The organism is Pseudomonas sp. HMSC067G02 (genome assembly GCF_001813485.1).
In the GTDB taxonomy this organism is placed as follows: domain Bacteria; phylum Pseudomonadota; class Gammaproteobacteria; order Pseudomonadales; family Pseudomonadaceae; genus Pseudomonas; species Pseudomonas aeruginosa.
Genome location: NZ_KV812642.1, coordinates 12,707 through 24,659, shown reverse-complemented (window position 1 = coordinate 24,659; position 11,953 = coordinate 12,707). Strand labels below are relative to the sequence as shown.

The 11,953-nt window shown below is 65.2% G+C and carries 12 protein-coding genes; all 12 read right to left on the bottom strand.

The features are described from left to right. Positions 1–53 precede the first annotated feature (53 nt). Positions 54–1,535 (bottom strand): ribosome biogenesis GTPase Der, encoded by a 1,482-nt coding sequence (gene der / locus HMPREF2914_RS08050; protein WP_003092786.1) that lies wholly within the window; start codon positions 1,533–1,535, stop codon positions 54–56. Positions 1,536–1,612: 77 nt separating this feature from the next. After that, on the bottom strand, positions 1,613–2,755 hold the full coding sequence (gene bamB, locus HMPREF2914_RS08045; RefSeq protein WP_003092789.1) for an outer membrane protein assembly factor BamB: 1,143 nt from the start codon (positions 2,753–2,755) through the stop codon (positions 1,613–1,615). 1 nt (position 2,756) lies between these two features. Beyond that, positions 2,757–3,401: a YfgM family protein gene (locus tag HMPREF2914_RS08040; protein ID WP_003137855.1), complete on the bottom strand. Its 645-nt coding sequence runs from the start codon at positions 3,399–3,401 to the stop codon at positions 2,757–2,759. 26 nt (positions 3,402–3,427) lie between these two features. Further along, entirely contained in the window at positions 3,428–4,717 is a 1,290-nt protein-coding gene (gene hisS / locus HMPREF2914_RS08035) for a histidine--tRNA ligase (RefSeq protein WP_003092797.1), read from the bottom strand. 18 nt (positions 4,718–4,735) lie between these two features. After that, complete coding sequence (gene ispG, locus HMPREF2914_RS08030; protein ID WP_003092800.1) at positions 4,736–5,851, bottom strand: flavodoxin-dependent (E)-4-hydroxy-3-methylbut-2-enyl-diphosphate synthase; 1,116 nt, start codon at positions 5,849–5,851, stop codon at positions 4,736–4,738. Then, entirely contained in the window at positions 5,848–6,891 is a 1,044-nt protein-coding gene (locus HMPREF2914_RS08025) for a RodZ domain-containing protein (protein WP_015502427.1), read from the bottom strand. The genes ispG and HMPREF2914_RS08025 overlap by 4 nt, the downstream gene beginning before the upstream one ends. Beyond that, complete coding sequence (gene pilF / locus HMPREF2914_RS08020) at positions 6,888–7,646, bottom strand: type 4a pilus biogenesis protein PilF (protein WP_003092804.1); 759 nt, start codon at positions 7,644–7,646, stop codon at positions 6,888–6,890. Before pilF ends, HMPREF2914_RS08025 begins: the two co-directional genes overlap by 4 nt. A 17-nt stretch (positions 7,647–7,663) precedes the next feature. Beyond that, positions 7,664–8,803 (bottom strand): dual-specificity RNA methyltransferase RlmN, encoded by a 1,140-nt coding sequence (gene rlmN / locus HMPREF2914_RS08015; protein ID WP_003092809.1) that lies wholly within the window; start codon positions 8,801–8,803, stop codon positions 7,664–7,666. Between the two features lie 24 nt (positions 8,804–8,827). After that, positions 8,828–9,259, bottom strand: coding sequence for a nucleoside-diphosphate kinase (gene ndk / locus HMPREF2914_RS08010; protein ID WP_003092811.1), 432 nt, complete (start codon positions 9,257–9,259; stop codon positions 8,828–8,830). Positions 9,260–9,502: 243 nt separating this feature from the next. Beyond that, complete coding sequence (iscX, locus tag HMPREF2914_RS08005; protein ID WP_003092814.1) at positions 9,503–9,703, bottom strand: Fe-S cluster assembly protein IscX; 201 nt, start codon at positions 9,701–9,703, stop codon at positions 9,503–9,505. Positions 9,704–9,728: 25 nt separating this feature from the next. Continuing rightward, positions 9,729–10,067 carry an ISC system 2Fe-2S type ferredoxin gene (fdx, locus tag HMPREF2914_RS08000; RefSeq protein WP_003092818.1) on the bottom strand — a complete coding sequence of 113 codons (339 nt, stop codon included), beginning with the start codon at positions 10,065–10,067 and terminating at the stop codon, positions 9,729–9,731. 6 nt (positions 10,068–10,073) lie between these two features. Continuing rightward, positions 10,074–11,933: a Fe-S protein assembly chaperone HscA gene (hscA, locus tag HMPREF2914_RS07995; RefSeq protein WP_003092822.1), complete on the bottom strand. Its 1,860-nt coding sequence runs from the start codon at positions 11,931–11,933 to the stop codon at positions 10,074–10,076. Positions 11,934–11,953 lie beyond the last annotated feature (20 nt).

The window sequence follows — 11,953 nt, the reverse complement described above, 5'->3', positions numbered from 1 at the left end:
AAAAGGCCCGACAGGGATACCTGCCGGGCCTTTCGACGAAGGAAACGCCACCCTCAGCGGCGCTTGTCCTTCTTCTTTTTCTCGGCTTTCTTGTGGTGCGACATCAGCCGGCGCTTCTTGTTGACCTGGCGCGCGGTCAGCGAGTTCTTCTTGCCCTCGTAGGGGTTCTCGCCGCCCTTGTACTCGATGCGGATCGGCGTACCGACCAACTTCAATACCCGCCGGTAGGTCTTCTCCAGGTAGCGGGTGTAGGCCTTCGGCACCGCGTCCACCTGGTTGCCGTGGATCACGATCAGCGGCGGGTTGGCGCCGCCCAGGTGGGCGTAGCGCAGCTTGATCCGGCGACCGTTGACCATCGGCGGCTGGTGCACCTGCACGGCGTCCTCGAGGATGCTGGTCAGGCGGCTGGTCGGCCAGCGGGTCACCGCCGAACGGAAGGATTCCTGGACCGACTTGTAGAGATGGCCGACGCCGGTGCCATGCAGGGCCGAAATGAAATGGATGTCGGCGAAGTCGACGAACAGCAGGCGCCGCTCCAGTTCGGTCTTCACGTAGTCACGCTCGGCCGCCTCCATGCCATCCCACTTGTTCAGGGCGATGACCAGGGCACGGCCGGTCTCGAGGACGAAGCCGAGCAGGTTGAGGTCGTGCTCGACCACCCCTTCGCGGGCGTCCATGACGAAGATCACCACGTTGGCGTCCTGGATCGCCTGGAGGGTCTTCACCACCGAGAACTTTTCCACCGCCTCGAAGATCTTGCCGCGACGCCGCACGCCAGCGGTGTCGATCAGGGTGTACTTCTCCTCGTTGCGCTCGAACGGGATGTAGATGCTGTCGCGGGTGGTGCCGGCCTGGTCGTAGACGATCACCCGCTCTTCGCCGAGCATGCGGTTGACCAGGGTCGACTTGCCCACGTTGGGCCGGCCGATGATGGCGATCTTGATCCCGTCCTTCTCGCTGGGACCAGGAATCCGGGTCGGTTCCTCGCCTTCGGCGACCTCTTCGCTCGCCGGCTCGCCCTCGCCTTCTTCCTCCGCGTTGTCCTTGGGGAAGATCCCCAGGGCTTCCTGCAGCATATGGTTGATGCCGCGACCGTGGGCGGCGGCGATCGGCAGCGCATCGCCCAGGCCCAGCGGGCTGAACTCGGCACGAGCGAGATCGGGATCGATGGTGTCGACCTTGTTGGCGATCAGGAAGCTGCGCTTGTTCCGCTTGCGCAGGTGCTCGGCGATCATCTGGTCGGCGGCGGTCATGCCGGCGCGCGAATCGACCAGGAACAGGACGGCATCCGCCTCCTCGATGGCCTGCAACGATTGCTCGGCCATTTTCGCATCGATGCCTTCCTCATCGCCGGAGATGCCTCCGGTATCGATGACGATATAGGTGCGGCCCTGCCAGCGCGCCTCGCCGTACTGGCGATCGCGGGTCAGGCCTGCGTACTCCGCCACGATGGCGTCGCGCGACTTGGTCAGGCGGTTGAACAGAGTGGACTTGCCGACGTTCGGGCGACCCACCAGGGCAATAACGGGAACCATGCGGCTCTCCACGAGAATTCAGAAAACACAAAGGCCGCTGACGTCGGACGGCAGCGGCCGGACACTTGAAACCCAGTCTAGCGGATGGTGTAGGCGACGAGCTTGCCACCGTTGCCGAACACGTACATCCAGCTCCCGACCACCAGCGGACGAACCCGCACGCCATCGCTGTCGACCCGCTCGCGACCGACGAAGCGACCGTCCACCTGGCTCAGCAGGTGCACGTAGCCTTCCAGGTCGCCGACCACCACGTTGCTGGAGAACACCGCCGGAGCCGACAGTTGGCGACGCGCCAGGGCGTCGTTGTTCCACAGCGAAGAGGCGCCGCGCGAATCCAGGCCTTCCACCGAACCGCTGGCCTGGCTGACGTAGATATTGCCGAAGCCTTCGGCGACGCCGACGTAGCTCGACGCTTCGCGCTGCCAGAGCAGGCGGCCGCTGTTCACGTCCAGCGCCGCGGCACGGCCCTGGTAGCTGACCACGTAGAGGGTGTCGCCGGACAGCAGGAGGCCGCCGTCGATGTCCACCACGCGATCCAGTTCGGAACGCCCCTGGGGAATCGCTACCCGCTGCTCCCAGATCGGCAGGCCGCGCTGTACGTCGACCGCCACCACCTTGCCGCTGGCCAGGCCAGCCAGGGCCATGTTGCCGGCGATCAGCGGCGCGCCGGTGCCGCGCAGGGTCAGCACCGGCACGGTGCTTTCGTAGATCCAGCGCTGGTCGCCGCTGGCCGCATCGAGGCCGATCAGCTTGTCGTCCTGGGTCTGCACCACCACCACGTCGCCGTTGGTGGCCGGCGCCGACAGCACTTCGCTGTTGACTCGCTTGGTCCACTTCTTCTTGCCGGTGGCTTCGTCGAGGGCGATCACGTCACCGCGCAGGGTACCCACCAGCACCAGGCCGTAGCCGACGCCGACACCGCCGGAAACCGGACGTTCCAGGTCCTTCTTCCAGAGCACGTCGCCGGTCTCGCGCTGGATCGCCATCACCCGCCCTTCGGCGGACGCGGCGTAGATGGTGGAACCATCGACGGCCGGTTCGAGCAGGTTGTACAGGTCGCCCTGGCCATCACCGACCGAGCGGCTCCACTGCTTGCTCAACACGACTTCCTCTTTGAAGTCGGTCAGTTCGGCGGGTGGGAGTTCCTTCTTGCTGTTGCTGCTGCAACCCACGACCGCCAGGGCCAGGGCGAGCAGCGCCGCGTGTTTCCATTGCACCATCTCAGGCCTCTCCCTTGGACAGGTCGTCGAGCTTGATCTGCAGGGCATCGCCGGCACCGTCTTCGGGCAGCGACTGCTTGGCTTTCTCGTAGGCCGCGCGTGCCTCGTCGGTGCGCTTGAGCTGCACCAGCAGGTCGCCCTTGAGCTCCTCGCGGGTAGAGACGTAGGCCTTGTCGGCGTCGCCATCGAGCAGCTTCAGGCCTTCCTCGACCTTGCCCTGGGCCGCCAGGACCCGGGCCAGGCGCTGCCGCGCCAGTTCGCCGAGGGTGGCGTCGGCCGGCTTGTCCATGACCGCCTTCAGCTCGGCAACGGCGTCATCCAGCTTGCCGCTGTCGACCGCGACCTTGGCCACGAACAGGCTGCCGTACTGGGCATAATGGGTGCCGCCGAACTCGCTCTTCAGCTTGCCGGCCAGCTCCGCCACCTTCGCCGGATCCGGCTGGCCGGCCGGATTCAGCGCGGTTTCGATCAGTTGCTGGTAGACGATCGAGGCGCCCTGCGCCTGGTTGGTCTGGTACTTCTGCCAGGCCTGCCAGCCGAATACCACTGCCAGCGCGAGGATGCCGCCGGTGACCAGGGGCTTGCCGTTGCGCTGCCACCAGTCCTTGATCTGCGCCAGGTCTTCGTCTTCGGTACGCGATGTCACCCCAATCACTCCTATTCTTTATGTTCTCAAGCCTGTGCCAGACAGGCTGCCAGGTGCTCGGGCAGAGCATCCCAGGCAATGCTTTGTTGCTCGCCCTCGTCACGCAGGGGCTTGAAACCTACCACGCGATTGGCCACCTCGTCCTCCCCGAGGATCAGGGCAAAGCGCGCGCCGCTCTTGTCGGCCTTCTTGAACTGACTCTTGAAGCTGCCGGCGCCGGCGTTGACCAGCAGGCGTATGCCGGGAATGGCGCTGCGCAACTGTTCGGCCAGCGTCAGGGCGGCCAGCTCGGCCGGTTCGCCGAAGGCGCAGACGTAGAGGTCGGCCGGACGGTTCAGTTCGGCGGGGATCACCCCCAAGGTTTCCAGCAGCAGCACCAGGCGTTCCACGCCCATGGCGAAACCGACGCCCGGAGTCGGCTTGCCGCCGAACTGGCTGACCAGCCCGTCGTAGCGGCCACCGCCGCAAACGGTGCCCTGGGCGCCAAGCTTGTCGGTGACCCACTCGAAAGCCGTGCGGCAGTAATAGTCCAGGCCGCGCACCAGCTTCTGGTTGATTTCGTAGCGCAGTCCGACAGCATCCAGGCGGGCCTTGAGACCCTCGAAGTGGGCGATCGATTCTTCGTCGAGATAGTCGTGCAGGGTCGGCGCGCCGACCAGCAACGCCTGGGTGCTCTCCACCTTGCTGTCGAGGATTCGCAGCGGATTGGTGGTCATGCGCCGCTGGCTGTCTTCGTCGAGTTGCTCGAAGCGCTCCTGCAGATAGGCCACCAGGGCCTCGCGATAGCGTGCGCGGGCCTCGCTGGAACCGAGGGTGTTGAGCTGCAGGGTCACCGCGTCGGCCATGCCGAGCTTCTGCCACAGGCGCCAGGTGAGGATGATCAACTCGGCGTCGATGTCCGGACCGGGCAGGTTGAAGACTTCCACGCCGATCTGGTGGAACTGCCGGTAGCGACCTTTCTGCGGTTTCTCGTAACGGAACATCGGCCCGGTGTACCAGAGCTTCTGCACCTGACCACCGCCGCTCAGGCCGTGCTCCAGCACGGCGCGCACGCAACCGGCGGTACCTTCCGGACGCATGGTCAGGGATTCGCCGTTGCGGTCGAGGAAGGTGTACATCTCCTTGTCGACCACGTCGGTGCCTTCGCCGATGCCGCGGGCGAAGAGTTCGGTGAACTCGAGGATGGGCAGGCGGATCTCGCTGTAGCCGTAGCCGTCCAGCAGGCCGGCGAAGGTGCGTTCCAGATAGCGCCAGGCCGGAGTCTGCTCCGGCAGGATGTCGTTCATGCCACGAATGGCTTGCAGGGACTTGCTCACGTAGGGTCCTTAAACGGGTCAGCCGCGGGCGATCAGGCTCGCATCGGCTTCGGCCTTCTCGGCCGCCTTCTGGCGGATCAGCCGTTCCAGCTCGTCCACCAGGTTGTCGTTGGTCAGTTTCTGCGACGGCTTGCCGTCGATATACACCAGGTTCGGAGTGCCGCCGGTGAGGCCGACATGGGCCTCCTTGGCTTCGCCCGGACCGTTGACGACGCAACCGATCACGGCCACGTCCATCGGTACCAGCAGGTCCTCCAGGCGCCCTTCCAGCTCGTTCATGGTCTTCACCACGTCGAAGTTCTGCCGCGAACAGCTCGGGCAGGCGATGAAGTTGATGCCACGGGAGCGCAGGTGCAGGGACTTGAGGATGTCGAAACCGACCTTGATCTCCTCGACCGGATCGGCAGCCAGGGAAATCCGGATGGTGTCGCCGATTCCCTCGGCCAGGAGCATGCCCAGCCCCACCGCCGACTTCACCGTGCCGGAGCGCAGGCCGCCGGCCTCGGTGATGCCCAGGTGCAGGGGCTGCTCGATCTGCCTGGCCAGCAGGCGATAGGCGGCGACGGCCATGAAGACGTCGGAGGCCTTGACGCTGACCTTGAAGTTCTGGAAGTCCAGCTTGTCGAGATGATCGACGTGGCGCATGGCCGATTCGAGCAGGGCTTCCGGGGTCGGTTCGCCGTATTTCTTCTGCAGGTCCTTTTCCAGCGAACCGGCATTGACGCCGATACGGATCGGGATGTTGCGCTCGCGCGCGGCGTCGACCACGGCCTTGACCCGGTCCTCGCGACCGATGTTGCCCGGATTGATGCGCAGGCAGTCCACTCCCAGCTCGGCGACGCGCAGGGCGATGCGATAGTCGAAGTGGATGTCGGCGACCAGCGGCACGTTGACCTGCTGCTTGATCTTGCCGAACGCCTCGGCGGCGTCCATGTCGGGGACGGAAACCCGCACGATGTCCGCGCCGGCATCTTCCAGGCGGCGGATCTGCGCGACGGTGGCAGCGACGTCGCAGGTCTCGGTGTTGGTCATGCTCTGCACGGCGATCGGCGCATCGCCGCCCACCGGGACGTTGCCGACCCAGATTTTCCGAGACTTGCGGCGAATGATCGGAGAAGCGCTATGAATGCTCATTGTCCTACCTTCAGACGGGCCGTTTCGCCGCGGACGAAGGGGGTCACGTCCACCGGCTGGCCGTTGTAGCTGACCTGGGCGCCGCGAGCGAAACCGAGGCGCAGCTCCAGCGGGGCCTTGCCGGCCAGTTCCAGGCTGTCGCCCTTGCGCTTCAGCGCGCTGACCAGGACCTTGCCGTTGGCGTCGGTGACCTGGGTCCAGCAATCGGCGACGAACTGTACCTTGACCACCCCCTGGCCCTCGCCGGCCACCACGGGCGCGGCGGCAGGTTCGCTCGGCGCTGGCGGGGCAGCCGGACTGGCCGTCGCCGGAACGGCTGGAGCAGTACCGGGAGCGGGAGCCGTGCCGGCAGGCGCGGCGGTAACGGGCTGCTGGGGCGCGGCGGGGGTGCCCTGTGCCGGAGCGGCGGGAACCTGCGCGCCCTCGCTCGCCACCGGCGGCGAACCCTCGGCCTGGGCGGCGACTTCCGGAGAAACCTCGGCGGGCGCTTGCTCGCCTTCCTTCTGCGCTTCGATCACCGCCTGGTCTTCAGGCTCGTCCAGGGTATGGATCTCGGTGGTGCCGTCGGCGCTTTCCACTTCGACATGCTCGAGGCTCAGACCGGCGGTTTCCGGCGTGCGCGCGGAATGCTCCTGCCACCAGAAGTAGCCGAAGCCGATCAGCAGGGCGAGCAGTAACAGACTGACGATACGCAGCACGTTGCGCGACAGGCGCACCGGCTCGGCGACCCGTCCCAGGCTCTGTACGGTGCTGCCGCTGGCATTGGTGCCGGTGAAATGGTCGAAGCTGTTGACCAGCTCGGCCTGGTCGAGGCCCATGAGCTTGGCGTAGGCGCGGATGTAGCCGCGCGAGAAGGTGTGCCCCGGCAGCTTGTCGAACGCGCCGTTTTCCAGCTGACGCAGCGAATTCTCGGTCAGGTTCAGTTGCCCGGCCACCTGCGACAACGACAAACCCTTCTGCTCGCGCGCCTGGCGCAGGGTTTCCCCGGGGTTCTGACGGGAAGCGGTGGCTACGACTTCGGGCTGCGGCGCTTTCATCATTTTTCCGCCTGGAATTCCTGATATTCGGGAGAGCCTGGGTACAGGCGTTTCAACTGCAGGCCATAGCTGGCGGCCGTGTCGCGGTCCTCGAAGACCTTCGCGAGACGAATGCCCAGCAACAGGCTGCGGGCGTTCTGCCCGCCGCCCTGGGCAAAGAGATCATAGTACTGGCGAGCCGGCACGTACTCGCGCTCCTTGTAGAGCAGGTCGGCCATCTCCAGCGCGACGCTGGGCTGGTTACGGTTCAGACGCAGGGATTTCTCGAAGTACTCCTTGGCCTGGGCCGGTTTCTTCATTTGCAGCGAAACTAGGCCGAGGTTCTCGAAGACCCGCGAGCGCTCGGGATAGAGGGTGTCCTGGCTGGCCTCCAGGAGACGCTGGTAGGCCTCCTCGTAGCGCTTCTGCTCGTAGAGGAAACCGCCGTAGTTGTTCAGTACCCGGGCATTGCGGCTATCGCTGGCGAGCGCCTTGCGGTACTCCTCGTCGGCCAGCTTGGGCTCCATCTCGGTCTGGAACACCACCGCCAGCGCGGCATGCGCGTCGGCGCTGGAAGGGTCGATCTCGAGGGCCTTGCGCAGCGGCACCTTGGCCTGCTCGGTGTTCCCCCGCTGGAGATAGCCGAGGCCGAGTTGGATATAGGCATCGCGCGCCTCGTCACGGCCCTTGTCGGTTTTCAGGGGATTCTGATCTCCGCTCGTCACGCAGCCTGTCAGCCCAACTGCCAACAGGAACACCAGCGCGGCGCGTACAGTCATCGGAACCCTCCTCTCACTCAATTTCGATTCGCCGCCGACTCGGACTCGGCCAGTTGGCGCACGGCAATATAACGTTCGCTCCGGCGGGTACGATCCATGACCTGGCCGACCAGCTGGCCACAGGCTGCGTCGATGTCGTCGCCGCGGGTGGTACGCACGGTCACGTTGAAGCCGCCCTTGTGCAACATGTCCTGGAAACGCCGGATGGCATTGTTGCTCGGGCGCTCGTAGCCGGAGTGCGGGAATGGATTAAACGGAATCAGGTTGATCTTGCAAGGCGTGTCTTTCAGCAATGCGATCATCTGCTCAGCATGCTCGGGCTGATCGTTGACATCCTTGAGCAGGGTGTACTCGACGGTCAGCACGCGCTTCTCGCCGAGCCGGGAAATATACCGGCGGCAGGCATCCAGCAGCATGCCCAGCGGATACTTCTTGTTGATCGGCACCAGCTTGTTGCGCAACTCGTCGTTCGGTGCGTGCAGCGACAGGGCCAGGGACACGTCGATCACCTCGCCGAGCTTGTCGATCATCGGCACCACGCCGGAGGTGGACAGGGTCACCTTGCGCTTGGAAATACCGTAGCCGAGGTCGTCCATCATGATGTTCATGGCGGCGACCACGTTGTCGAAGTTCAGCAGCGGCTCGCCCATGCCCATCATCACGACATTGGTGATGGCGCGGTCGATCTTGGCCGGAACGGTACCGAACGACTTGTTGGCGATCCACACCTGGCCGATCACCTCGGCGGCGGTGAGGTCGCTGTTGAAACCCTGCTTGCCGGTGGAGCAGAAACTGCAATCCAGGGCGCAGCCCGCCTGGGAGGACACGCACAGGGTGCCGCGTCCGCCCTGGGGGATGTACACGGTCTCGACGCAACTGCCGGACGCCACCCGGACCACCCACTTGCGGGTGCCGTCGGCGGAGATGTCCTGGCTGACGATCTCGGGACCGCGTATCTCGGCTGAGGCCTTGAGCTTTTCGCGCAAGGCCTTGCCGACGTTGGTCATGGCGTCGAAATCGTCGACGCCAAAGTGGTGAATCCACTTCATGACCTGGCCGGCCCGGAAACGCTTCTCGCCGATGGACTCGAAGAACTGTTCCAGCTGCGGCTGGGTCAGGCCCAGCAGGTTCACCTTGCCGGCGGTGGTCGTTGTCATGGCTTCACCCTCACCCACGCTCGATCAGCGAATGCGCTCGCAGACTTCGGTAGCCGCGAAGAAGTAGGCGATCTCGCGAGCGGCGGAAGCTTCGGAATCGGAACCGTGGACGGCGTTCTCGTCGATGGAGACGGCGAAGTCGGCGCGGATGGTACCGGCGTCGGCTTTCTTCGGATCGGTGGCGCCCATCAGCTCGCGGTTCTTGGCGATGGCGTCCTCGCCTTCCAGGACCTGGACTACAACCGGACCGGAAGTCATGAAGGAAACCAGGTCCTTGAAGAACGGACGCTCTTTGTGCTCGGCATAGAAGCCGCCGGCTTCACGCTCGGACAGCTGAACCATTTTAGCGGCGACGACGCGCAGGCCGGCTTTCTCGAAGCGGGTCAGGATTTCGCCGATCACGTTCTTGGAAACGGCGTCCGGCTTGATGATGGACAGGGTGCGTTGCAGTGCCATTGGTAAAACTCCGAAACAAGGTTGTCTAGCATGGGCGGCCCCGCCAGCGGGGCGGGACGCCGTGATTCGTTCAGGACGCTGACGAAAACGGCCCGAAAGGGCCGGAATCAGCGTGGCTGCGCCTGGCATCGGGCCCGGCGCGCCTAGCCTGGAATGCGCCCGCGGGCGATTTCAGGCCTTACCTAAAATAAAACCCGCGAATTATACGCGGGTTCCCGGCAAATGCGTAGGGCGGGCCTATGGCTAGTCCCGTTCCTCGATCCAGGCGGCCTGGATGGCCTCCAGGACTTTCTCCCCGCTACGCTGAGGATCGTCGGAGAACTCTGGAAGTTCCACCACCCAGCGCCGCAGATCGACGAAGTTGACGTATCGCGGATCGACCTCCGGCTTGCTTTCGTCGAGCTGGATGGCGATTTCCAGCACATCGGTCCATTTCAGGCTCATTGCACGCTCCTCTCTACCGCCGGGCTCAGTGGCCTTCCGACACCTGGTTGATGGTGTACTTGGGAATCTCGACCACCAGGTCTTCGTCGGCCACCACTGCCTGGCAGGATAGCCGCGAATCGGGCTCCAGACCCCAGGCCTTGTCCAGCATGTCGTCTTCGAGTTCGTCGGACGGCTCCATGGAGTCGAGGCCTTCGCGGACGATTACGTGGCAGGTCGTGCAGGCGCAGGATTTCTCACAGGCATGCTCGATCTCGATGCCATTGCGCAACGCGGCATCCAGTATGGTTTCGCCGGGCTTCGCCTCGAATACCGCCCCCTCGGGGCAGTGGTCGGCATGGGGCAGAATCACGATCTGCGGCATCTTCGCTTATTCCTCGATTTCGTTGAGCCGGCGGCCGGAGAGCGCGGCCTTGACGGTCGCGTCCATCCGCCGTGCGGCGAAAGCGTCGGTCACCTGGGACAGGCGCTTGATCTGGTTCTCGATGGCCGCGGTGTCGCTACCACCGGCCAGTTCACGCAAGGTGTCCATCTGCGCCGCGATGGCCAGGCGCTCCTCTTCGTCCAGGAGCCGCTCGCCGTCGACGTCCAGCGCCGACTGCACGGCCTCCAGCAGCCGCTGCGCCTCGACCTGCTGTTCGCGCAGGGCGCGGGCAGCCTTGTCGTCGCCGGCGTAGTCGAAGGAGTCCTTGAGCATCCGCGCGATCTCGCCGTCGGTCAGCCCATAGGACGGCTTGACCTGGATGCTGGCCTCGACGCCGGAACTCAGTTCGCGTGCGGACACGCCGAGCAAGCCGTCGGCGTCGACCTGGAAGGTCACCCGGATTTTCGCCGCGCCCGCCACCATCGGCGGAATGCCGCGCAGCTCGAAGCGCGCCAGCGAACGACAATCCTTCACCAGCTCGCGCTCGCCCTGCAGCACGTGGATCATCATGGCCGTCTGGCCGTCCTTGTAGGTGGTGAACTCCTGGGCGCGCGCCACCGGGATGGTGGTATTGCGCGGAATCACCTTCTCCATCAGCCCGCCCATGGTTTCCAGGCCGAGCGACAGCGGAATGACGTCCAGCAGCAGCAATTCCTCGCCGCGCTTGTTGCCGGCCAGGGCATCGGCCTGGATGGCCGCGCCGATGGCGACCACCTGGTCCGGATCGATATCGGTCAGCGGCTCGCAGCCGAACAACTCGCCAACCGCCGTGCGCACACGGGGCACGCGGGTCGAGCCACCGACCATCACCACAGAGCGGATTTCTTCCAGATCGACACCGGAGTCGCGCACCGCTCGGCGGCAGGACTTCAGGCTGCGAGCGACGAACGGCTCGATCAACTCGTCGAGCGTCGCCCGGCTCAGCTCGCCGCTCCAGTCGCCATAGGCGACCCGGACCGACGCCTCATCGGTAAGACGCTCCTTGGCCGCACAGGCGATTTGCAGCAACTGCCGCTGGCTGCCCGGGTCCAGATCGGCAGAAAGGCCAGCCTGCTCGATCACCCAGCCAGCGATGGCATGGTCGAAGTCGTCGCCGCCCAGGGCCGTATCGCCGCCGGTGGCCAGGACTTCGAAGACACCGCGGGTCAGGCGCAGGATGGAAATGTCGAAGGTTCCACCACCCAGGTCATAGATGGCCACCAAGCCTTCCGCGCCCTTGTCCAGGCCGTAGGCCACGGCGGCGGCGGTCGGCTCGTTGAGCAGGCGCAGGACGTTCAGCCCTGCCAGGCGCGCGGCATCCTTGGTAGCCTGGCGCTGGGCGTCGTCGAAATAAGCCGGCACGGTGATCACCGCACCCACCAGCTCGCCACCGAGGGTGGTTTCGGCGCGCTGGCGCAGCTCACGCAGGATGTCCGCCGAGACTTCCACAGGACTCTTCAGCCCCTGTACGGTCTCGATGAAGGGCATGTGCGACTCGCCCTGGCGGAAGCGGTAGGGCAATTGCTCGCCCAGTTGCTTGACGTCCTCCAGGCCGCGCCCCATCAGACGCTTGACCGAAATGATGGTATTGAAGGGATCCTTCGCGGCGGCCGCGCGGGCGCTCTCACCCACTTCCGCCCGCTCGGCGTGATAACGCACCGCGGAAGGCAGGATCAGGCGCCCCTGCGCATCCGGCAAGGGCTCGGCGACGCCGCTACGCACCGCGGCGACCAGCGAATTGGTGGTACCCAGGTCGATCCCAACCGCCAGGCGACGCTCATGGGGCTTGGGACTCTGACCGGGCTCGGCGATCTGCAGTAGGGCCATGCTCTGTCTTAACTATGGGG

What these genes read in the sequence shown, in the direction of transcription:
- der (WP_003092786.1), bottom strand. Translation starts at nt 1,535, where the DNA reads ATGGTTCCCGTTATTGCCCTGGTGGGTCGCCCGAACGTCGGCAAGTCC.
- bamB (WP_003092789.1), bottom strand. Translation starts at nt 2,755, where the DNA reads ATGGTGCAATGGAAACACGCGGCGCTGCTCGCCCTGGCCCTGGCGGTC.
- ispG (WP_003092800.1), bottom strand. Translation starts at nt 5,851, where the DNA reads ATGAGCATTCATAGCGCTTCTCCGATCATTCGCCGCAAGTCTCGGAAA.
- HMPREF2914_RS08025 (WP_015502427.1), bottom strand. Translation starts at nt 6,891, where the DNA reads ATGATGAAAGCGCCGCAGCCCGAAGTCGTAGCCACCGCTTCCCGTCAG.
- pilF (WP_003092804.1), bottom strand. Translation starts at nt 7,646, where the DNA reads ATGACTGTACGCGCCGCGCTGGTGTTCCTGTTGGCAGTTGGGCTGACA.
- rlmN (WP_003092809.1), bottom strand. Translation starts at nt 8,803, where the DNA reads ATGACAACGACCACCGCCGGCAAGGTGAACCTGCTGGGCCTGACCCAG.
- ndk (WP_003092811.1), bottom strand. Translation starts at nt 9,259, where the DNA reads ATGGCACTGCAACGCACCCTGTCCATCATCAAGCCGGACGCCGTTTCC.
- iscX (WP_003092814.1), bottom strand. Translation starts at nt 9,703, where the DNA reads ATGAGCCTGAAATGGACCGATGTGCTGGAAATCGCCATCCAGCTCGAC.
- fdx (WP_003092818.1), bottom strand. Translation starts at nt 10,067, where the DNA reads ATGCCGCAGATCGTGATTCTGCCCCATGCCGACCACTGCCCCGAGGGG.
- hscA (WP_003092822.1), bottom strand. Translation starts at nt 11,933, where the DNA reads ATGGCCCTACTGCAGATCGCCGAGCCCGGTCAGAGTCCCAAGCCCCAT.